Origin of the sequence: Kribbella sp. NPDC048928, assembly GCF_043197975.1 — a bacterium.
In the GTDB taxonomy this organism is placed as follows: Bacteria; Actinomycetota; Actinomycetes; order Propionibacteriales; family Kribbellaceae; genus Kribbella.
The window spans coordinates 497,691-517,765 of record NZ_JBICUC010000003.1; the positions used below are offsets into that span (position 1 = coordinate 497,691).

Consider the following 20,075-nt stretch of genomic DNA (forward strand, 5'->3'; position numbering starts at 1 on the left):
GCCGCTACAGGTCGGAGCAGAACCTCATTCGGCGCGGCTCGCCAGGTCCAGGAAGCGGCCGACAACCAGGGACCACGTCTTGTCCAGGTCGGCGGCGTACCGGTCCGCGTCCGCCACCACCTGAACCGGGTCGAACCCGAGCGTCACCAGCCGCTCCGGACTCCACCGCCGTACCCGCTCTGCCTCGACCTCGGGGTGGAACTGCACACCCCAGCTCTGCCCCATCCGCAGCATCTGGTTCGGACAGCGCTCACTGGACATCAGCAGCACCGCGTCCTCCGGCAGCCGAGTGATCTGGTCCTGGTGACTCTCAACCGCCAGCACAGACGACGGGAGCCCGGCCAGCAGTACGTCGTCCTCAGCGCCCGGGAGCACCGTCAACGCAGTCACGCCCTTCTCTGGCAGCCCGTGCTTCCCCAAGACCTCGCCACCGAACGTGTGCGCCAGCAACTGCGCCCCGAGACAGATCCCGAGCACAGGCACCTTCCCGTGCGCATCACGAAGCAGCGCGCGCTCCGCAGGCAGCCACGGCGACCGCTCGTCCTCGTCCGGCAGCATCCCGCCGCCGAGCATGATCAGGGCCGCATGCCCGTCCACACTCGCGGGTACGGGTTCACCGTCCCAGGCGCGGACCAGGACCGGGGAGATGCCCCGGGCGGCCAGCCAGCCGAGCAGCCGTCCCGGTCCGCTCTCACGGTCGTTCTCGATCACTAAGACGGTGGTCACTGGACAACGGTACGGCGGCACCGGTGACACGCTGCGCACTGCCGTACCGGCGTCGTGATTCCGGGATACTGATGCACTGGGGGTGCCGATGGAGCCTGTGAGTGGATTCGTGCGCGCCGTTGTCGGAGATGTGGCGTTCATCTTCGGCAAGGGTGTGGTCAACGCGTACCTGCTTGCCCGCCGCAACGGGTGGTCGCGGCCGCAGTTGGACGTGCTGATCCGGTCCCACGGTCAGTACGTGCCGCTCGTCATCCCCACCGGCACAGTCCCCGCGGTCGACCGGCTGGTCGGGCTGGACGAGGTCCGTCCGGCCCCGATGATCACCGTCGAGTTCACACCGGGGGACACCGGCGCCGAGGCGCATCTCACAGCCAACAACCCGGTGCTCATCACGATCACCGATGTGAGTCACCGTGAGTACGACGCCGTGGTGCTCACCACCTCGCTCGGCTCAGCCGCGTACGCACAGCTGCCTCCGGGGTACTACCACGTGTCCGCTGTGGTCGTAGACGAGCACGGGGATCTGCTGCAGGGGTACGGCGCCCAGCACAACCTGCATGTGGACAAGGGCGACGACGTGATCGTCTCGCTGTCCATCCGGACCGCTGGTGTCGCAGAGATCGCTGCCGCGCTGGAGACGGGTCCGCAGCCCGCACTGGTCGGGGCGGAAGGTGATGTCGTACCGCTCCTGGACCTGGTCCGTATCGGTCGTGCCCCGGACTGTGACCTGATCCTGGATCGGCAGGAGGTCAGCCGGCACCACGCGGAGCTGCTGCGCATCGACGCGGCCAGCTACGAGCTACGCGACCTGGGGTCGACCAACGGCACGCAGCTGAACGGCGTACCGATCCAGACCGCCATGGTGGTCCACGGCGACGAGATCCGGCTCGGCGGACTCCCGTTCCGGCTGTTGCTGTCCTGACCTGGAACAATGGCGTCGTGAACCCGCGCAGCGTCGTCATCCTGGGCTCGACCGGCTCGATCGGTACCACGGCACTCGAGCTGATCGGGCGGAACCGGGACCGCTTCCGCGTGCTCGCGCTGTCCGCGGGCGGTGACAACGTCGCGCTGCTGGCGGAACAGGCGCTCGAGTTCGGTGTGGAGGTCGTGGCGGTGGCGAAGGCCACGGTCGCGCAGGACCTGCAGCTGGCGTTCTACGCGGAGGCGCAGCGGAAGGGGTACGCGCAGGGCGAGTTCCGGATCCCGAAGATCGTCACCGGGCCGGACGCCGCCAGCGAGCTCGCCGCGACGGAGTGTGACGTAGTACTCAACGGCATCAACGGATCCATCGGCCTGCACGCAACACTGGCGGCGCTGGACGCGGGGAACACGCTCGCGCTCGCCAACAAGGAGTCGCTGGTGATCGGCGGCCCGATCGTCACCCGGCGCGCCAAGCCCGGCCAGATCGTCGCGGTCGACTCCGAGCACAGCGCGATCGCGCAGTGCCTGCGCGGCGGTTCGCCGGACGAGGTTCGCAGGCTGCTGCTGACCGCGAGCGGCGGTCCGTTCCTCGGCAAGCCGCGCAGCGAGCTCGCGAACGTGACCGTCGAGCAGGCCCTCGAGCACCCGAACTTCGCGATGGGCCCGGTCGTCACGATCAACTCCGCGACGCTGGTGAACAAGGGCCTGGAGCTGATCGAGGCGCACTTGCTGTTCGGCATCCCGATGGACCGGATCGATGTGGTGATCCATCGGCAGCAGGCGATTCATTCGATGGTCGAGTTCACCGACGGCGCGACGATCGCCCAGGTCGGGATCCCGACGATGACGGTGCCGATCGCGCTCGCCCTCGGCTGGCCCGACCGGATACCGGACGCCACCCGGCCGTGGGACTTCACCGAGGCGAGCACCTGGACGTTCCAGCCGGTCGACGACGCCGAGTTCCCGGCGGTCGGTCTGGCCCGCGAGGCAGGCTCCCGGGGCGGTACGGCGCCGGCCGTGTTCAACGCGGCGAACGAGGTCTGCGTACAGGCGTTCCGGGAGGGCCGGCTGCCGTTCGTGGCGATCGTCGACACAGTGGCCCGGGTACTGACCGATCACGACGTACCCTCGTACGAGGAACTGTCCGTCGACGACGTACTGGCCGCGGACGCGTGGGCCCGGACCCGGGCTCGTGAGATCACTGGAGTACAGGAGACCAAGCAGGGATGAGCGCGCTTCTGACGATCCTCGGCATCGTGCTGTTCGTGCTCGGGGTGCTGATCTCCGTAGCGCTGCACGAGATGGGCCACATGATCCCGGCGAAGGCGTTCGGGATGAAGGTCACGCAGTTCTTCGTCGGCTTCGGGCGGACCCTGTGGTCGGTGAAGCGCGGCGAGACCGAGTACGGCATCAAGGCGATCCCGGCCGGCGGTTTCGTCCGGATCATCGGCATGATGCCGCCCGCCAAGGGCCAGGACCCCACCAAGGTCCGGAAGGCGAACACCGGCCCGATCCAGTCGATGGTCGAGAACGCGCGCACCGCGGAGTACGAGACGATCGCGCCCGAGGACGACGGCCGGCTCTTCTACCAGAAGGTCTGGTGGAAGAAGCTGATCGTGATGGCGTCCGGGCCGCTGGTCAACGTACTGATCGCGGCGATGCTGTTCACCGGGCTGTTCACGCTGTACGGCGACCGGGTGCCGCAGACCACCATCTCCACCGTCACCGACTGTGTGATCCCGGCGAACCAGGCGAAGCCGGACCGCAAGTGCGAGACCGGTGACAAGGAGTCGCCCGCGAAGCAGGCCGGGTTCCAGGTCGGCGACAAGATCCTCGCGTTCAACGGCACCCAGATCAGCAGCTGGGACCAGCTCACCCCGCTGATCCGGGCGAACACCGACAAGCCCGCCACGATCGTTGTCGAGCGCAACGGTCAGCAGGTCACCCTGCACACGAACACGATCGTCAACCAGGTGCTGGACACCCCGACCTCGGACAAGTACGTCTCGGTCGGCTTCCTCGGCGTCTCCCCGGAGAACAAGCTCGAACGCCAGAGCGTCGGCTACGCGCTCGGCAAGATGGGCACCACCACGACGGCCACTGTGCAGGCCCTCGGCCGGTTCCCGGAGAAGCTCGTCGGCGTCGCGAAGTCGATCGTCGGCGGCAAGCGCGACCAGGACAGCCCGATGAGCGTCGTCGGCGCCAGCCGGGTCGCGGGCGAGATCGCGGCCAGTGACCTCGACGTCGGTGCGAAGGCCGCGACGCTGATCCTGCTGCTCGCCTCGCTGAACCTGTTCCTCGCCCTGTTCAACTTCATCCCGCTGCTGCCGCTGGACGGCGGCCACATGATCGGCGCCATCTGGGAAGGCATCCGGCGCGGCCTGGCCAAGCTGTTCGGCCGGCCGGATCCCGGGTACGTCGACGTGGCCAAGCTGCTGCCGATCGCGTACGTCGCGGCGAGTGTGATCGTGGTGATGGGCGTCCTGCTGGTCATCGCCGACATCGTGAATCCCATCAAGTTGTTCAACGGATAAGGACAGATGAGCATCAACCTGGGCATGCCCGCGCTGCCGCCACCGACCCTCGCTCCGCGCCGCAAGACCCGCCAGATCAAGGTGGGCAAGGTGCTGGTCGGTGGGGACGCACCGGTCTCGGTGCAGTCGATGACGACGACGAAGACGCACGAGGTCAACACGACGCTGCAGCAGATCGCGGAGCTGACCGCGGCCGGCTGCGACATCGTCCGGGTCGCCTGCCCGCGGCAGGAGGACGCGGACGCGCTGCCCGAGATCGCGCGGCACTCGCAGATCCCGGTGATCGCCGACATCCACTTCCAGCCGAGCTACGTCTTCGCCGCGATCGAGGCGGGCTGTGCGGCGGTCCGGGTGAACCCGGGCAACATCCGCAAGTTCGACGACCAGGTGAAGGAGATCGCGCAGGCCGCGAAGGACCACGGGACGTCGCTGCGGATCGGCGTGAACGCGGGCTCGCTCGACCCGCGGCTGCTGCAGAAGTACGGCAAGGCGACACCCGAGGCGCTGGCCGAGTCGGCCGTCTGGGAGGCGTCGCTGTTCGAGGAGCACGACTTCCACGACTTCAAGATCTCCGTGAAGCACAACGACCCGGTCGTGATGGTCCGCGCGTACGAGCTCCTGGCCGAGCAGGGCGACTGGCCGCTGCACCTCGGCGTGACCGAAGCCGGGCCGGCCTTCCAGGGCACAATCAAGTCGTCGGTGGCCTTCGGTGCGCTGCTGTCGAAGGGGATCGGTGACACGATCCGGGTCTCGCTGTCCGCGCCGCCGGTCGAGGAGGTCAAGGTCGGCCTGCAGATCCTGCAGTCGCTGAACCTGCGCGAGCGCAAGCTCGAGATCGTCTCGTGCCCGTCCTGCGGTCGCGCCCAGGTGGACGTCTACACGCTCGCCGAGCAGGTGACCGCCGGTCTCGAGGGCATGGAGGTCCCGCTCCGGGTCGCCGTCATGGGCTGCGTCGTGAACGGTCCGGGTGAGGCCCGCGAGGCCGACCTCGGCGTCGCCTCCGGCAACGGCAAGGGCCAGATCTTCGTCAAGGGCGAGGTCATCAAGACCGTCCCCGAGGCCGCCATCGTCGAGACCCTGATCGAAGAAGCCATGCGCATCGCCGAGCAGATGGAAACCACAGAACCAGGCGAACCCACCGTCTCCGTCAGCTGAAGCCAGGGCCCGTCAGCGCTCGGTGTGGGTTGCTACTGGTTTGACCGGTGGGAGTGCGGGCGGTTCGCCGGGGGCGCCGGTCGGGGCCATGCGTCGTACTGCGGCCGGCATCGCACCGACCGTGAACGCGTGGACGGCCGCGCCCACGGATGCGGTGACGAATGACGCGACGGTCGGTACGTCGGCGGGGAGCGGAACCACGTGCTCGCCGGGGCCGAAGTGGGAATCGACCAGGCGCAGTGAGGTGCTCGCGGGTTCGGGAGGTGTGAAGGACGTGGCCCACCAGGCCTCGACGACCACCCGGGCCGGCTCTCGCAAGGTGAGTCGCACAGCTCGCTGCTTCGTGTCGTAGGCCACGCCGTCTGCGTTGTCGTCAGGGGCAGCCGAGGTGACGCTCTCGACCTGGGCGGCGATCAGGCCTGCGATTCCGGCGAGCCCCTGGACGAACGTGACGTGGTCGTTGCCCGCCGAGATCGCCTCGCGGAGGTGCTGCTTGGCGTTCGCCGGAACCATTCCACCGAACACCACGACATCGAGACCGGTGGTGTCGTACGCCGTCAGCACCTCGTCGAACTGGTTCGTCGCGTCCGCTTGGAAGCCCTTGGCCCGCAGCAGGCCGACTGCGTCGAGGAGCACGCCCGGGCTCCTCCCGATGACCAGAATGCGTTCGGGTCTGCGCGTGCCTGCTGCGTCCATGAGCCGGTCTCCCAGAGTTTGAGTGTTGGTACCGCCAACATAGCAAGTGTTGGCCACGCCAACAACTGATATCGTCTCCCCATGTCCATGGACCACGCGCCGAGCCGTACTCCTGATCGCGTCAAGGACCGTCCGACCTGGCTGATCAGCCGGACCTTCGCTCGTTCGTCAGGTCTGCTCGCCGCCGGGTTCGAGTCGTCCGGCCACGGTCTGCGCAGCTACCACTACCGGCTCCTGGCGGCGCTCGAGGAGTGGGGCCCCGCGAGCCAGGCGGACCTGGGTCGTGGCACCGGCATCGATCGCAGTGATGTCACGGCAGCGCTGTCCGAGCTCGAGTCGCGCGGGCTCGTCGAGCGGTCCGTCGATCCCAGGCACAAGCGGCGCAACATCGTCACCATCACGCCCGCGGGGATCGCGCAGCTCGTGGAGCTCGACCAGGTGATCGACGACGTCCAGGAGCGGGTCCTGGAACCGCTGACCGCCGCGCAACGGCGCCAGTTCATCGCCCTGATGGGTAAGCTCCTCGCGGCCGAACGCGAATCACAGGCCGGCTGACCTCACCACGGAGCGCTACAGAGGAGCTCGATGTCTCGGTACCTGATTGTCGCCGCGGTCGCGGGGGAGGCTCGGTATGTCCCCGAGGACCTGCCGGTCGTGGTGACCGGCGTCGGGAAGACGGCGGCTGCTGTAGCGGTGAGCCGGGCCTTGGCCGAGCGGGACACGTCTGACCTGGTGGTGCTGAACGTCGGGACGACCGGGGCGTTGCGGGACGGGTTGTCGGGCTTGTTTCTCCCGAGCACCGTGATCAATCACGACGTGAACGCAGAGGCGGTGCGAGCGATCGGGCTGGATCCGCGGGACGAGTTGCCCGTCGAGGGCGGCGACGGAACGGTGCTGGCTTCCGGGGATGTTTTCGTGACCGACCCGGTGGTGCGGGTGCGGCTGGCCGAACGCGCGCACTTGGTGGACATGGAGGCGTACGGCGTGGTGTACGCATGCCAGGCGCACGGCGTACCCGTCCGCGTCGTGAAGCACGTGTCGGACTCGGCGGACGAGGCTGCACTCGATTGGCCGGCGCTCGTCGACGCGAGCGCCAAGGTGCTGGGGGAGTGGGTCAGCGAGAACGCTCGCTGAGCCACTCCAGTACGGCGATCTCGCGCTCCAGCCACCGCATCACGCCGACACCGCTCGCGAGCACCTGCCGGTTCACGGCCAGGGCATGAGCGACTGTGACCCACACCGGCGTGAGCTCCAGGTCGGCCTCGTACGCCTCTAGCTCCTGATCGCTGCTCGGTACGCCGCCTGAACAGCTGAAGTAGTACGACGTCATCGCGAACACGTCGTAGTCCACATCGACGGCGGGCACCTCCTCGCGGATCGACACCAGCTCCGGCCCCACGAGCACCCCGTCGTACCCGCACTCCTCGCGGAACTCGCGCCGCAGCGCCTGCTCGAACGACTCCCCAGGCTCCACCCCGCCGCCCGGGAACTTGTAGTCGCCGTGCCGCGACGCGAGCAGCAGGAGCTCGGAGTCCCGGAAGAGCACACCGCGGACGGCGGTACGGGTGATCGTGCGGCCGCCGGCTCGTAGAGCGGGATTCCGGAAGGTGCCGAGGTGCATCGTTCTATGCTGGCTTGACCTTGACCCTGAGGGCAAGGTTTAGCGTCGGGGTGAAGGAGGCGGGATGCGGATCAGCGATCTGGCGGCCGAGGCCGGTGTGACGGTCAAGGCGGTGCGGTACTACGAGTCGCAAGGCCTGCTCAAGCCGCGCCGGGAGGCCAACGGCTACCGGTCGTACGACGTGGACGACGTGGATGTGGTGCGTGAGGTGAAGGCGCTGCTGAGCCTCGGGCTGACCGCGGAGCAGACGTACCCGTTCATCGAGTGCCTGCGGGCCGGCAATGCGCGGGCGGACGTCTGCCCGGCGTCGCTGACGGCGTACCGGACCCGGATCGCCGAGGTGGACCGGCGGATCACCGAGCTGACCGATCTGCGGGCCCGGCTGACCGACCTCCTGACCGATGCCGAGAGCTGGAGGATGAAGCAATCATGACCGAGCTACGCAGTGTCGACGAGGCCACCTTCGACGAGGAGGTCCTGCGGTCCGAGAAGCCTGTGCTGGTGGACTTCTGGGCGCAGTGGTGCCCGCCGTGCCACCAGATCGCCCCGGTGCTCGCCCAGATCGGTGCCGAGCGCAACGAGCAGCTGACCGTGGTGAAACTCAACTCCGACGAGAACCCCTCGATCGCCGCGAACTACCGGGTGATGGCGCTCCCCACCCTCGCCCTGTTCCACCGCGGCGAGCTGATCTGGTCCGTCGTCGGCGCCCGCCCGAAGGCCAAACTCCTCAAGGAACTGGACGACGCCCTGCTGACTGCTGTTTGACCGGATCTACTGCGGGCGGTTCTGGGAAAGCTCGACCAGTACGCCGTGGGGCCCCGCGACGTACGCCGACGTGGTGCCCCAGTCCGTGTCGACCGGCTCGAGGGCGATCTTGCCGCCGCGGCTGCGGATCTCCTCGACGTCGGCGCGGACGTCGTCGCTGCTGAACTGCAGCAGCGTCCCGCCGAGCGCCCCGAAGTCGTCCACCATCGCGCCCGTGTGCAGCGCGATCGTCGTCGCGCCGGCCCGTACCTCGGCGTACCCCTCGCCCGCGCTGCCCGACACCTCGAGACCGAGGATGCCGGAGAAGAAGTCGGCGATCTCCTGGTTCTTGGCGCGGCTGTCGGTCAGCAGACCCAGGTGGTCGAAGCGGATGTTCATTGCAGAGTCTCCTCGGTTGACCGGTTCCCATCTAGGATGCTAGCAATATAGCCATGGCGGATGGTGCTGGCAAGAAGGTGCAGTTCAACGTGTATCTGCCGCCGGAGCTGGTGCGGCGGGTGAAGCACAAGGCGATCGACGACGCGGCGAGTCTGTCCGCGCTCGTCGAGCAGGCGCTGGCGGAGTACCTGGACAACCATGGGGAGGCACGAGGATGAACGACGTGGTGATCAGGCCGCTGCGGTTCACGGCCGACGTCGAGGCGATGCGGGCGTTCCTGGAGCGACTCGGGCTGCGATCGCGGATCGAGTCCGAGCGCGGCGGCTGGGTGGACATGCTCGCGGGCCGCGGGATGGTCGCGCTGCACGACGCGGCCTCCAGTTCGACCGGAGGCCGGCCCGGACAGACGACGCTGTCGTTCGAGGCGGACAAGATCGACGAGTTGAAGGACCGGCTCGAGCAGGTCGGGTTCGTCGACGCGACGGTCTTCGACGAGGCGTACGGACGGGTCCTGTCGGTCACGGGGCCCGACGGCGTGGTGATCTGGGTCGACGAACGGACCGACGACCTGTACGGGTACAAGCTGCACAACCCGGAGGCGGACGAACGCTGGACCGTCACGCCGTACCTGAGCGGTGCCGAGGAGCCGAGCTGGCGACGCTTTCTCGACGGGCTCGGTGTGGACAGCTCGGTGCGCTTCGGGCCGGCCGACGGGAAGTTCGCGGTCCGGCTCGACCTGACCACGGCCGAGGACCTCGACGACGTGCAGAGCCGCCTGGCCGACGCGCAGGTGACGCGTAACGAGTCCGGCCTGGAGATCGTGGACCCGGACGGCCAACTCGTCGTGGTGCACAGGTGAGCTTGACCTCAACCGGGCCTGAAGTTGCACGATGCCGGTCATGACGATGGGGGCGCCCGCGCGGCTGCGCGACGATGCGGATTTCCGGCGGTACTGGCTGGCGCGGGCGCTGTCCGTCACGGGGTCGATGGTCACGGCGATCGCGCTGCCTGTGCTGGTTTACCGGCTCAGTGGATCGACTGTCCTGACCGCGGTGGTGACCGCGCTCGAGTCCGCGCCGTACCTGCTGGCCGGCCTGTTCGCCGGTGCGCTGGCTGATCGCTGGAACCGGCGGCGCGTGATGGTGACGGCGGACTGCGTGAACGCAGTACTGGTCGGATCGGTCCCGGTTGCGCATCTGCTCGGTGTGCTGACCGTCGTCCAAGTGCTGGCCGTCGCGTTCACTGTGCAAGCGGTCTTCACGTTCTTCGACGGCGCCAACTTCGGCGCGCTGCCGGTCCTCGTCGGCCGCGCCCGCGTCGCGCAGGCGAACTCGGCGGTCTGGACGGCGTCGAGCCTGATCGAGCTGTTCGTTCCGCCGGCGGCCGGCCTGCTGCTCGGCGTGCTCGATCCGGCCAGTCTGCTGACGCTCGACGCGCTGAGCTTCGCGGCGTCCGCGTTCGCCGTCCGCGGGATCGTCAGGGCGATGTCGGAGTCCCGGGAAGGGCGTCCGCCGCTGCGTCCGCGGGTGGTGCTGAACGACATCCGGGACGGGTTGCGGTACCTGATCCGGCATGCCGGCGTCCGGACGATGACGATCGTCGGCAGCATCCAGTCCTTCGCGGGCGGCGGCTTCATGGCGCTGATCGTGGTCTGGTGCGACCGCGTCCTGCACATCGGTACGTCGGGACTCCGGTTCGGACTGGTCTGGGGCGTGTGGGGGATCGGCGGGCTGATCGCCGCGCTCAGCCTGCCGCGGTTGCTGAAGCGGACGTCGCCGGCCGCCATCACGCTCTACGCGCTGCCGGTGTCTGCGCTCCTCGGCGTGCTGACACCGCTGTCGCCGCACTGGATCGTGGCTGCGCTGGGCCTGCTCGTGTGGGGTTCGGCGTACGTACTGGTGATCGTCAACGCGGTGTCGTACCGGCAGCAGGTGACGCCCGAGAACCTCCTCGGTCGGGTGAACACGGCCGGCCGGATGCTGTCCTGGGGCGTCGGCTGGACGCTCGGATCGGTGGCCGGCGGACTGCTCGGCAACGCTTACGGCCCGCGGACCGGCATGGTCGTGATGGGCCTGTGCGGCGGCGCCGGCGTCATCGTCGCCTGGACCTCGCCACTGCGCCGGATCGCCGCGGAACCACGCCACTCAGCAACCGTCGACCTCTCGTAGACGACCCGCTCAGGGGGCGTCGGCCGGCGCCCGAGGAGCCGGGTTGGTGAGTGTCGGAGGTCCGGAATCCAGCCCGTTGCATGCCTCTGGTGCGATCATCCGCTAGGTTCTGCGCGTGGGCGTACGGGTTCTCGGTCCTCGTGACCTCGCGGCGGCGCGCGCGGTCATCGCCCGCGATCCGGTGGTGAACGTGTTCGTGGACAGCCTCGTGCAGGCGTCCGGACTCGATCCGCGGCGCGGTGCCGAGGTCTGGGGGTACGTCGAGAAGGGCGCGCTGGAGGCCCTCTGCCACGCCGGCGGGAACATGGTGCCGGTCGGTGCGGACGAGTCGGCGTTGCGCGCGTTCGCGGCGTACGCGATGCGCCGCGGGCGGAACTGCTTCCAGATCCTCGGTCAGGCCCGCGCGGTCGATCAGCTCTGGACGATCCTCGAACCGCACTGGGGCCCGGCCCGGGAGATACGCGACGACCAGCCGTTCATGGTGATCGAGGGTTCGCCGTCGATCGCGCCGGATCCGCTGGTCCGCGCGGTGGAGCCGGTCGAGCTGCCGATCCTGTACCCGGCCTGCGTGGCGATGTACACCGAGGAGGTCGGCGTACCGCCGCAGACCGGACCGGACGGGACGTTCTACCGATCCCGGGTCGCGGAGCTGATCCGCGCCGGGCGGGCGTTCGCGCGGATCGAGGACGGGCGGGTCGTGTTCAAGGCCGAGGTCGGCTCGGTCGGTACCGGCGTCTGCCAGATCCAGGGCGTCTGGGTCGACCCGGAGTACCGCGGCCGGGGCCTGGCCGCGCCGGGCATGGCCGCCGTGGTCGAGCTGGCCCGGCAGATCGCGCCGGTCGTCACGCTCTACGTGAACGCCTTCAACCTCCCGGCGCGGGCGGCCTACGAACGGGTCGGCTTCCGTACCGTCGAAACTTTCGCCACCATCCTGTTCTAAGCTCCGACGCATGCCTTCTGCGACTACCAAGGGTCTATCGGTCCTGTTCGGCGTGCTCGGCACGTTGCATTTCGTGAGGCCCGAGCCGTTCGAGGCGATCGTGCCGAAGATGCTGCCGCGGAAGAAGGAGCTCGTGTACGCGTCCGGCGTGGCGGAACTGGCCTGCGCGGCGGGACTGCTGCACCCGCGGACACGCCGGCTGGCCGGACTGGCGAGCGCCGGGCTGCTGGTGGCGCTGCTCCCGGCCAACGTGCAGATGGCGGCCGACCTGCGGCACGCGCCGCCGAGGGCCCGGGCGATCGCCTACGCGCGGCTGCCGCTGCAGCTCCCGCTCATCCGCTGGGCGCTCAAGGCCGCCCGCGAGTGACCTGTCGGTGACTGCTGGGTGAGTGGTGAGAGCATCACCACCGGACCGATATTCTCTGTGACGTCCCTGATTCCGATCTTGCACGCTGGGAGACTCCCGTGATTTTGCGTATGTCGTCGTTGTTCCTCCGCACCCTTCGCGAGGACCCGGCGGACGCGGAGGTCCCGAGCCACAAGCTGCTCGTCCGCGCCGGCTACATCCGCCGTGCCGCGCCCGGCATCTACACCTGGCTGCCGCTCGGCCTGCGCGTCCTGCGGAACATCGAGACGATCGTCCGTGAGGAGATGGACGCGATCGGCGCGCAGGAGCTGGCGTTCCCGGCGCTGCTGCCCCGCGAGCCGTACGAGGCCACCGGCCGCTGGACCGAGTACGGGCCGAACATCTTCCGGATGAAGGACCGCAAGGGCGCCGACATGCTGCTCGGGCCGACGCACGAGGAGATGTTCACCCTGGTGGTGAAGGACCTGTACTCGTCGTACAAGGACCTCCCGCTGTCGATCTACCAGATCCAGAACAAGTACCGCGACGAGGCGCGGCCGCGGGCCGGTGTGCTGCGCGGGCGCGAGTTCGTGATGAAGGACTCGTACTCCTTCGATGTCGACGACGACGGCCTCGCGGCGTCGTACGAGCTGCACCGCAAGGCGTACATCAAGATCTTCGACCGGCTCGGCTTCGACTACGTGATCGTGCAGGCCATGGCCGGTGCGATGGGTGGGTCCCGGTCCGAGGAGTTCCTGGCGATCGCGGAGAACGGCGAGGACACCTTCGTCCGCTCCCCGGGCGGGTACGCGGCGAACGTCGAGGCGGTCGTGGTGCCGCAGGCGGCGCCGGTCGACGCGTCCGGCGTACGGGCCGCCGAGGTCGTGGACACCCCGGACACGCCGACCATCGACTCCGTGGTCGAATCGCTGAACGCGAAGCACGCGCGCACCGACGACCGCGAGTGGACCGCCGCTGACACGCTGAAGAACGTGCTCGTGATGCTGGTGCACCCGGACGGCACCCGCGAGCCGCTGGCGATCGGCGTTCCCGGCGACCGCGCGATCGACGAGAAGCGGCTCGGCGCACAGGTCGAGCCCGCCGAGGTGGCGGCGTTCGAGGAGGCCGACTTCGAGAAGCACCCGTCGCTGGCCAAGGGCTACATCGGCCCCGGCGTGCTCGGCAAGGACAAGGCGTCCGGCATCCGGTACCTGCTGGACCCGCGGGTGGCCGAGGGGTCGGCGTGGGTGACCGGTGCGGACAAGGCCGGGTTCCACGTCGTCAACCTGGTGCACGGCCGGGACTTCACCGCGGACGGCACGATCCAGGCCGCCGAGGTGCGCGACGGCGACCAGGCGCCGGACGGTTCGGGCGCGCTGGAGAGCGCGCGCGGCATCGAGATGGGCCACATCTTCCAGCTCGGCCGCAAGTACGCCGACGCGCTCGACCTCAAGGTCCTGGACCAGAACGGCAAGCTCGTCACGGTCACCATGGGGTCGTACGGCGTCGGTGTGACCCGCGCGGTCGCGGCCGTCGCGGAAGGCAACCACGACGAGTTCGGCCTGGTCTGGCCGCGCGAGATCGCGCCGGCCGACGTCCACCTGGTTGCCACCGGCAAGGACTCCGCGGTGTTCGAGAAGGCCGCCGAGCTCGCCGCAGAGCTGGAGGCCCGCGGCCTCAGCGTGATCTACGACGACCGCGAGAAGGTGTCGCCGGGCGTGAAGTTCAAGGATGCCGAGCTGATCGGCGTCCCGACCATCGCCGTGGTCGGCAAGGGTCTTGCCGACGGCACCATCGAGGTCAAGGACCGTCGGTCGGGCGACCGTACGGACGTCCCGGTCGCCGACGTCGTAGACCACCTGGTCACCGCCGTCCGCGGCTGAACCAGCCCGCTCGACAGCACCCGCCGAAATTAGTTCGGTGGGTGGTGTCGAGGAATGCTTGCTCGCTTCGATCCCTGGGTGTGGCGCCTGAGGGGGCGTCGGGATGCGAGGAGTTGGCGATGGCGGAATCTGTGGTGACAGGCCGCGGGATCGACGTGTTGCGCGCGGCGGTGCTGGGGGAGGTGCTCGTCGACGGGGATCCCGGATACCCGGAGGCGGCCCGGGTGATGATGTCCGAGGGCAGTCCGCGGCTGGTGGTTCGGTGCGCGGGCGCGAAGGACGTGGTCGAGGCGTTGCGGTACGCCGAGGCGCACGATCTCCCGATCGCGGTCCGGAGCGGCGGCCATCAGGCGGCCGGATTCGGCACGAACGACGGTGGCGTGATGATCGACGTACGCCCGATGGACCAGGTCCGGCTGCTGCCCGACGACGTGGTTCGGGTCGGCACCGGTGCGACCTGGGGACGGGTCGCCGAGCGGCTGGGCAAGACCGGTCTGGCGATCTCGTCCGGCGACACCGCGAGCGTCGGCGTCGGGGGGTTGATGGCCGGCGGCGGGATCGGCTGGATGGTTCGCAAGCACGGGCTGGCGATCGACAACGTCGTCGGCGCCGAGGTGGTGACCGCAGACGGTGCAGTACGCCGAGTCGACGCCGTCACCGAGCCGGAATTGTTCTGGGGCCTGCGTGGCGCAGCAGGCGGGCTCGGTGTCGTCACGTCGTACGACATCAGGGCCGTACGCCAGCCAACCGTGCACTTCGGCACGCTCCTCTACCCGTGCACGCAGGCGGAGCAGGTGCTGGCGGGCTGGGCGGAGTACATGGCCGACGCGCCCGAGGAGCTCACGTCCTCGCTGCAGTTGGCGCCGACGATGATGGCCGACCGGCAGGTCCCGGTCGCCGTGATGGTGTGTGTGACCGGGGACGTGGATGCTGCTCTTGAGCCGCTGCGGCACCTCGGCTCGCTGCTGACCGAGAAGGTCGTAGAGGTCCCGTACGCCGAGGTGTTCAGCGACATGTCGATGCCGTCGGAGTGGCGTCCGCGGATCCGTAACGGCTTCTTCAACACGTGGTCGCCGGACGTCGGCCGCCGGCTGCTCGAGGCCCGCCCGGAGATCCCCGGACTGGCGATCGAGATCCGCGCGCTCGGTGGTGCGTACGGCGCGATGCCCGCGGACGCCACCGCGTTCGCGCACCGTGACGCGCGCTTCATGGTCAACTCGGTGCTGATGGGCTCGCCCGAGCAGCAAGGCACGCAGCCCAAGGCGTTCGATGCGATGTGGCGGTCGTTGCGGCCGGACGGTGCCTACCTGAACTTCCTGTCCGACCCGACCGACGCCGACCTGGACGCCTGTTACCCGGAAGCCCACCGCAAGCGGCTGGCCGCTCTTAAGCAGTCGGTCGACCCGGGTCATGTGTTCCGAAGCGCGCTGACGGTCCCGCCGCGGCCCGAGTGGACCGGCGGCCGGCGTCACTTGATGAGGTGGGCGATGCGGTCGCGGAGATAGTTCTGCTCGGCCGCGTTCCGGGTCCGTTCGAGCGCCGCGAGGTAGTTCGAGCGGGCCTGGTCCGGGCGGCCGGCGAGCTCGTGGAGGTGGGCGAGCACCGACAGCCGGCGGTGGTGGTCCCCGAGGTAGCGGTCGTCGGCCAGACGTTCGACGATCGCGATCCCGGCGTCGGGGCCGTCGGTCATCGCGACCGCGACGGCCTTGCCGAGCGTCACCATCGGGCTCGGGTCGACGCGTTCGAGGATCCGGTAGAGGCCGGCGATCTGTTCCCAGTCGGTGGTCTCGACCGAGTCGGCCTCGCTGTGGACGGCCGCGATCGCCGCCTCCAGCTGGTACGGGCCGACAGCGCCCGAACGCAGTGCCTCCTCGACCAGGCGAGTGCCTTCGGCGATCTCGTCGGCGTACCAGCGGGTGCGGTCCTGCCGATCTGCGGGGATCAGGTCTCCGCCAGGCCCGGTCCGGGCATCGCGCCGGGCGTGCGTGAGGATCATCAGCGCGAGCAGCCCGGCGACCTCGCCCGCTCCGCCGACGGCCTGCTGCAGCAGCCGCGTGATCCGTAGAGCCTCGGCGACGAGGTCCACCCGCTGCAGCTCGTCCCCGGCGCTGGCCGTGTGACCCTCGTTGAAGATCAGGTAGAGCACCTGCAGTACCGCGCGCAGACGTAGGTCGTACTCCTCGGCTGTCGGCAGCTCGAAGCGGGCGCCCGCGATCAACCGCTTCGCCCGACTGATGCGCTGCGCCACGGTCGACTCGCTGACGAGCAGCGCGGCAGCGACCTCCGCGGTCGTGAGGCCGCCGACCGATCGCAGCGTGAGCGCGATCTGCGACGCGGCAGTCAGCGCCGGATGGCAGCACAGCACAAGCAGCCGTACGGTGTCGTCGGAGTCCTCGTGGTAGTCCTCAGGATCCGGGTCGGCCGCGCGCAGGAAGTCGTTCACCTCGCGCTGCCGCCGAGCGTTGTCCCGCCGCCAGCCGTCCATCATCCGGCGCGACGCCACGCTGATCAGCCAGCCGATCGGCTGCTCCGGTACGCCGTTCTCGCGCCAGCGTACGAACGCCTCCAGCAGCGCCTCCTGGACCGCGTCCTCGCACTGGTCGAACGCGTCGTACCGCCGGACGAGCGCCGCGAGCGCGCGCGGCGCGGCGGCCCGGATCGCGGCCTCGGTGTCAGTCATCGGTCAGTCATCGGTCGGTCAGCACCCGGTCAGCACCCGGTCACGCACCATCGAGTTCCGCGAGGAAGTCGTCCTGGTCGAGCCGGATCTCCCGGAACTCGACGCGCCGGAACTGTACGAGCGGGATCATCGCCGCGATCTCCAGCGCCCGCTCCGGCGACGCGCAGTTCAGCACCATCGCGCCGGCGAGGTACTCCTTGGTCTCCAGCAACGGCCGGTCCGACACGACCGGCGTACCACCGACGAGCTGGACGTTCTCCGTCGGCCGGCCGGGCTCTTCGAGACCCAGGACCGACACCAGTTCGCCGGTCGCCAGCAGGTTGCGGGCCAGCTCGGCGATGTTTTCGCGGCCGCCGGACAGCTCCACGAGCTGCTGCTCGGTGAAACCCTTGAGTGCTTCGACGTTGTTGTGGATCAGCAGTAGGAACTTCACCCCGCCATTCTCCCGGATCAGGTGTCATAGCTCTCATCAGGCGGCGTAAGGGTTGAGCTGTACTACGCCCTTACCTGATCATCGGAGCCTGTGCCTGACGTTTCGTTGCTGACCTTGCTGTTCCTGGTGATCGCGGCCTTCGCGGCCGGGTGGATCGACGCGGTCGTCGGCGGTGGCGGTCTGCTGCAACTGCCCGCGATGCTGCTCGGCCTGCCGAACGCGTCACCGGCGCAGATCCTGTCCACGAACAAGATCTCGTCGTTGTTCGGTACGTCGACCAGCGCGATCACGTTCGGTGTCAAGGTGCGTCCGGACCGGCGAACCGTACTGCCGCTGGCGGTCCTCGCCGGGGTCGGCGCCGCGGCCGGTGCAGTGGTGGCGACCCGGATCCCGATGTCCTGGTTCAAGCCGATCGTGCTGGTGCTGCTCGTACTGGTCGCGATCTACACCGCGATGAAGCCGTCGCTGGGCGCCCGGACGGCACTCCGCTTCGACGGCCGGAACCACTACCTCGCGGCCGGCGGTGTCGGCGTACTGATCGGCTTCTACGACGGCGCGGTCGGCCCCGGGACCGGTTCGTTCCTGATCTTCGCGCTCGTCGGACTGCTCGGCTACAACTTCCTGCAGGCGAGCGCGAAGGCCAAGATCGCCAACGTGGCCACCAACCTGGCCGCGATCGCGGTGTTCGCGCTGAGCGGCGCACCGCTGTGGGGTCTCGGCCTGATCATGGGTGCGGCCAACATGCTCGGTGGTCTGCTCGGCGCCCGGACGGCGGTCGCCCGCGGCAGCCGGTTCGTCCGGGCGATCTTCCTGGTTGTGGTGTCCGCCTTGATCCTGCGGCTCGCGTACGACGTGTTCTTCGCCTGACTCACCTAGGGTGGGTGTCATGGTCGACTACGACGGTCGGATGGGCAGTGTTTACGTCGAGGGCCGGGGGATCTCGTCCGCGGAGGTCGCGCGGTGGACCGGGGCGTTCGCGGCGTACGTGCCGGAGCGGCGGCCGCTCGACGTACTGGATCTCGGCTGCGGCACCGGGCGGCTCACTCCCGGACTGGCGGTCGAGTTCCAGGGGCAGGTGTACGGCGTCGAGCCGGCGGACCGGATGCGCGCGGCAGCCGAGCAGGTGCCGCATCCTGGCGTGACGTACCTGAAGGGCAGTGCCGAAGAGATTCCGTTGCCTGAGGCCTCGGTTGACGTGGTGCTGATGTTCCTGACGTTCCACCACTGGATGGATCCGGTGCAGGGGCTTCGCGAGGTGCGCCGGGTGCTGCGGCTCGGGGGCGTGGCGTTGCTCCGGACCCAGTTCTCGGACCTGATGCCGGACCTGTTCTGGTACGAGTACTTCCCGTCGGCGCGCGCGGTCGACGCCGCGATGTACCTGCCGGTGGAGGAGACGAAGGCGCTCGCCGTCGAGGCGGGCCTGGAGCCGGGCGCGGACGTCGTGCAGCTCACGGCCGAGGAGCCGCGGACGCTGCGGCAGCGGTACGAGCGGCTCAGTGTGCGGGCGTTGTCGACGTTCGAGCACCTGCCGGCCGACGAGCTGGAGGCCGGGTTCGCGCGGTTCGCCGCGGACGCGGAGCGGGATCCGGATCGGGCGATGCCGGTGTACTCTGCGTCGACGCTGGTGCTTACCCGTCCCAGGTGACGTCGAGCGCGGTCTTCTTGCGGAAGACGAGGCCGTACGGCGGCGGCGAGTCGGGCGCCAGGCGCAGGCCGGGCAGCGCGAGGGCCGCTTCGAGTGCGGTCAGCGTTTCGAGGCGGGTGAGGTGCATGCCGAGGCAGATGTGCGGGCCGCTCGCGAACGCGAGATGGCGGCGGGCGTTCGCGCGTCGTACGTCGAAGTCGTCCGGGGACTCGAACACCTCCGGATCGCGGCCCGCGCCGGCCAGCGAGACCGTCACCATGTCGCCGCGGCGGAGCTGCCGGCCGGCGAGCTCGACGTCGCGGGTGGCGTAGCGGTCGACGACCGCAGCGGCCGGTTCGAGGCGGAGCGACTCCTCCATCGCGTTCGCGAGCAGGGACGGGTCGGCGAGGACCAGGTCGAGCTGGTCGCGGTGCGTGAGCAGGTGCCAGAGCGCGTTGGTGATCATGCCCTCGGTGGTCTCGATGCCGCCGAACATCAGTACCGCGGCGTTCGCGACCACTTCATCCACACCGAGGCCGGCGTGCGCGGCGGTGGCAAGCAGCGAGTCGCCCGAGCCGATGCCCGAGGCAACATGCCGGTGCAGTTCGGCGAAGGCCGCGGAGCCGGCGTCCGTGACGGGTCGGCCCGCCGAGACACCGGACACCGAGTCGGAGATCGCGGAGTACCAACCCAGGACGGTGGGTGCAGACGCGGGTGGAAGACCCAGCGAGTACGCCACCACAGCAACCGACAACGGACCCGCCAACGCCGTTCGAAGATCGGCCGAGCCTTGCGAGGTGGCGGACATCAGGTCCTGCACCGTCCGGCGGACCGGCTCGGTGAAGCGGCGACGGGTTTCGGCCAGGCCGAAGGGGGACTCGAAGGGGTCGCGGTGTGCCTTGTGTGGGTTGCCGTCCAGGGACAGCATCGACGGCCCGACGACCTGTGCGGTCGAGAACCGCGGGTCGTCGACGGTGAAGGTCGCCGGGTCACGCAACACCTGCACCGCAAGAGCGCGACCGGTGACGACCCACGAGTTCAGGGCCTCGATCCAGCCGATCGGGCGGATCTCCGCGAGTGCCGGATGGGGGTCGTTCGCGAGCTCTTCGAGGGTCACCACGGGGCTAGCCTAAGCGTAATACCATTGACGCTACTGGTATTGCTGAGACAGATCGATTTCAAACGACTCAGGAGCCATCCAGGTT

The 20,075-nt window shown here is 69.1% G+C and carries 24 protein-coding genes; 17 read left to right on the forward strand and 7 right to left on the reverse strand.

What is annotated here, in order from left to right:
* Positions 1-24: 24 nt before the first annotated feature.
* The gene (locus tag ACGFI6_RS15775; protein ID WP_393118978.1) at positions 25-726 is read right to left on the reverse strand and encodes a type 1 glutamine amidotransferase; all 702 of its coding nucleotides are present in this window, start codon (positions 724-726) and stop codon (positions 25-27) included.
* A 97-nt stretch (positions 727-823) separates the two neighbouring features.
* Here ACGFI6_RS15775 and ACGFI6_RS15780 point away from each other — a divergent pair, with 97 nt between their 5' ends.
* The 4 genes from ACGFI6_RS15780 to ispG are packed head-to-tail and all read left to right on the forward strand — an operon-like array spanning position 824 to position 5,336.
* Positions 824-1,648 carry an FHA domain-containing protein gene (locus ACGFI6_RS15780; RefSeq protein ID WP_393118980.1) on the forward strand — a complete coding sequence of 275 codons (825 nt, stop codon included), beginning with the start codon at positions 824-826 and terminating at the stop codon, positions 1,646-1,648.
* Positions 1,649-1,665: 17 nt separating this feature from the next.
* Complete coding sequence (gene dxr / locus ACGFI6_RS15785) at positions 1,666-2,877, forward strand: 1-deoxy-D-xylulose-5-phosphate reductoisomerase (RefSeq protein WP_393118981.1); 1,212 nt, start codon at positions 1,666-1,668, stop codon at positions 2,875-2,877.
* Complete coding sequence (locus ACGFI6_RS15790; protein ID WP_393118983.1) at positions 2,874-4,181, forward strand: M50 family metallopeptidase; 1,308 nt, start codon at positions 2,874-2,876, stop codon at positions 4,179-4,181. The genes dxr and ACGFI6_RS15790 overlap by 4 nt, the downstream gene beginning before the upstream one ends.
* A gap of 6 nt (positions 4,182-4,187) precedes the next feature.
* Positions 4,188-5,336 carry a flavodoxin-dependent (E)-4-hydroxy-3-methylbut-2-enyl-diphosphate synthase gene (gene ispG, locus ACGFI6_RS15795; RefSeq protein ID WP_393118985.1) on the forward strand — a complete coding sequence of 383 codons (1,149 nt, stop codon included), beginning with the start codon at positions 4,188-4,190 and terminating at the stop codon, positions 5,334-5,336.
* A gap of 12 nt (positions 5,337-5,348) precedes the next feature.
* Here ispG and ACGFI6_RS15800 read toward each other — a convergent pair whose 3' ends face one another.
* Positions 5,349-5,972 carry a hypothetical protein gene (locus ACGFI6_RS15800; RefSeq protein WP_393118987.1) on the reverse strand — a complete coding sequence of 208 codons (624 nt, stop codon included), beginning with the start codon at positions 5,970-5,972 and terminating at the stop codon, positions 5,349-5,351.
* Positions 5,973-6,113: 141 nt separating this feature from the next.
* On the opposite strand from ACGFI6_RS15800, the gene ACGFI6_RS15805 reads away from it, so the two are divergent.
* Positions 6,114-6,587 (forward strand): MarR family winged helix-turn-helix transcriptional regulator, encoded by a 474-nt coding sequence (locus ACGFI6_RS15805; RefSeq protein WP_393118989.1) that lies wholly within the window; start codon positions 6,114-6,116, stop codon positions 6,585-6,587.
* Positions 6,588-6,617: 30 nt separating this feature from the next.
* On the forward strand, positions 6,618-7,166 hold the full coding sequence (locus ACGFI6_RS15810; protein WP_393118991.1) for a nucleosidase: 549 nt from the start codon (positions 6,618-6,620) through the stop codon (positions 7,164-7,166).
* Here the strand turns inward: ACGFI6_RS15810 and ACGFI6_RS15815 are convergent.
* Positions 7,147-7,653, reverse strand: coding sequence for an NUDIX domain-containing protein (locus ACGFI6_RS15815; protein WP_393118993.1), 507 nt, complete (start codon positions 7,651-7,653; stop codon positions 7,147-7,149). The two genes, ACGFI6_RS15810 and ACGFI6_RS15815, sit on opposite strands and share 20 nt — an antisense overlap.
* 64 nt (positions 7,654-7,717) lie before the next feature.
* Between ACGFI6_RS15815 and ACGFI6_RS15820 the strand changes: the two genes are divergently transcribed.
* Positions 7,718-8,086 carry a MerR family transcriptional regulator gene (locus tag ACGFI6_RS15820; RefSeq protein ID WP_393118995.1) on the forward strand — a complete coding sequence of 123 codons (369 nt, stop codon included), beginning with the start codon at positions 7,718-7,720 and terminating at the stop codon, positions 8,084-8,086.
* On the forward strand, positions 8,083-8,418 hold the full coding sequence (gene trxA / locus ACGFI6_RS15825) for a thioredoxin (RefSeq protein ID WP_393118996.1): 336 nt from the start codon (positions 8,083-8,085) through the stop codon (positions 8,416-8,418). Before ACGFI6_RS15820 ends, trxA begins: the two co-directional genes overlap by 4 nt.
* A 6-nt stretch (positions 8,419-8,424) precedes the next feature.
* Here trxA and ACGFI6_RS15830 read toward each other — a convergent pair whose 3' ends face one another.
* Positions 8,425-8,796 carry a VOC family protein gene (locus tag ACGFI6_RS15830; RefSeq protein ID WP_393118998.1) on the reverse strand — a complete coding sequence of 124 codons (372 nt, stop codon included), beginning with the start codon at positions 8,794-8,796 and terminating at the stop codon, positions 8,425-8,427.
* A gap of 53 nt (positions 8,797-8,849) precedes the next feature.
* Between ACGFI6_RS15830 and ACGFI6_RS15835 the strand changes: the two genes are divergently transcribed.
* The 7 genes from ACGFI6_RS15835 (at position 8,850) to ACGFI6_RS15865 (ending at position 15,638) form a co-directional block, all read left to right on the forward strand.
* Positions 8,850-9,014 (forward strand): CopG family transcriptional regulator, encoded by a 165-nt coding sequence (locus ACGFI6_RS15835; RefSeq protein ID WP_393119000.1) that lies wholly within the window; start codon positions 8,850-8,852, stop codon positions 9,012-9,014.
* Positions 9,011-9,655: a VOC family protein gene (locus tag ACGFI6_RS15840; protein WP_393119002.1), complete on the forward strand. Its 645-nt coding sequence runs from the start codon at positions 9,011-9,013 to the stop codon at positions 9,653-9,655. Before ACGFI6_RS15835 ends, ACGFI6_RS15840 begins: the two co-directional genes overlap by 4 nt.
* A 40-nt stretch (positions 9,656-9,695) precedes the next feature.
* Complete coding sequence (locus ACGFI6_RS15845) at positions 9,696-10,964, forward strand: MFS transporter (protein ID WP_393119003.1); 1,269 nt, start codon at positions 9,696-9,698, stop codon at positions 10,962-10,964.
* A 115-nt stretch (positions 10,965-11,079) separates the two neighbouring features.
* The gene (locus ACGFI6_RS15850; RefSeq protein ID WP_393119005.1) at positions 11,080-11,904 is read left to right on the forward strand and encodes a GNAT family N-acetyltransferase; all 825 of its coding nucleotides are present in this window, start codon (positions 11,080-11,082) and stop codon (positions 11,902-11,904) included.
* Between the two features lie 10 nt (positions 11,905-11,914).
* Complete coding sequence (locus ACGFI6_RS15855; RefSeq protein ID WP_393119007.1) at positions 11,915-12,271, forward strand: DoxX family protein; 357 nt, start codon at positions 11,915-11,917, stop codon at positions 12,269-12,271.
* A 98-nt stretch (positions 12,272-12,369) separates the two neighbouring features.
* A complete protein-coding gene (locus ACGFI6_RS15860; protein ID WP_393119009.1) occupies positions 12,370-14,133 on the forward strand; it encodes a proline--tRNA ligase in 1,764 nt (587 codons plus the stop codon).
* Positions 14,134-14,252: 119 nt separating this feature from the next.
* Positions 14,253-15,638: an FAD-binding oxidoreductase gene (locus tag ACGFI6_RS15865; RefSeq protein WP_393119011.1), complete on the forward strand. Its 1,386-nt coding sequence runs from the start codon at positions 14,253-14,255 to the stop codon at positions 15,636-15,638.
* Here the strand turns inward: ACGFI6_RS15865 and ACGFI6_RS15870 are convergent.
* Together ACGFI6_RS15870 and ACGFI6_RS15875 are read right to left on the reverse strand one after the other, a co-directional pair.
* Positions 15,602-16,813, reverse strand: coding sequence for an RNA polymerase sigma factor (locus tag ACGFI6_RS15870; protein WP_393119013.1), 1,212 nt, complete (start codon positions 16,811-16,813; stop codon positions 15,602-15,604). The two genes, ACGFI6_RS15865 and ACGFI6_RS15870, sit on opposite strands and share 37 nt — an antisense overlap.
* Before the next feature lie 40 nt (positions 16,814-16,853).
* Positions 16,854-17,246 (reverse strand): YciI family protein, encoded by a 393-nt coding sequence (locus ACGFI6_RS15875; RefSeq protein WP_393119015.1) that lies wholly within the window; start codon positions 17,244-17,246, stop codon positions 16,854-16,856.
* A 90-nt stretch (positions 17,247-17,336) separates the two neighbouring features.
* Here ACGFI6_RS15875 and ACGFI6_RS15880 point away from each other — a divergent pair, with 90 nt between their 5' ends.
* Both ACGFI6_RS15880 and ACGFI6_RS15885 read left to right on the forward strand, forming a co-directional pair.
* Positions 17,337-18,113, forward strand: a complete 777-nt coding sequence (locus tag ACGFI6_RS15880) for a sulfite exporter TauE/SafE family protein (RefSeq protein ID WP_393119017.1) — start codon at positions 17,337-17,339, stop codon at positions 18,111-18,113.
* A gap of 19 nt (positions 18,114-18,132) precedes the next feature.
* On the forward strand, positions 18,133-18,891 hold the full coding sequence (locus ACGFI6_RS15885) for a class I SAM-dependent methyltransferase (RefSeq protein WP_393119019.1): 759 nt from the start codon (positions 18,133-18,135) through the stop codon (positions 18,889-18,891).
* Here the strand turns inward: ACGFI6_RS15885 and ACGFI6_RS15890 are convergent.
* Positions 18,875-19,990: a cytochrome P450 gene (locus tag ACGFI6_RS15890; RefSeq protein WP_393119021.1), complete on the reverse strand. Its 1,116-nt coding sequence runs from the start codon at positions 19,988-19,990 to the stop codon at positions 18,875-18,877. The two genes, ACGFI6_RS15885 and ACGFI6_RS15890, sit on opposite strands and share 17 nt — an antisense overlap.
* Positions 19,991-20,075 lie beyond the last annotated feature (85 nt).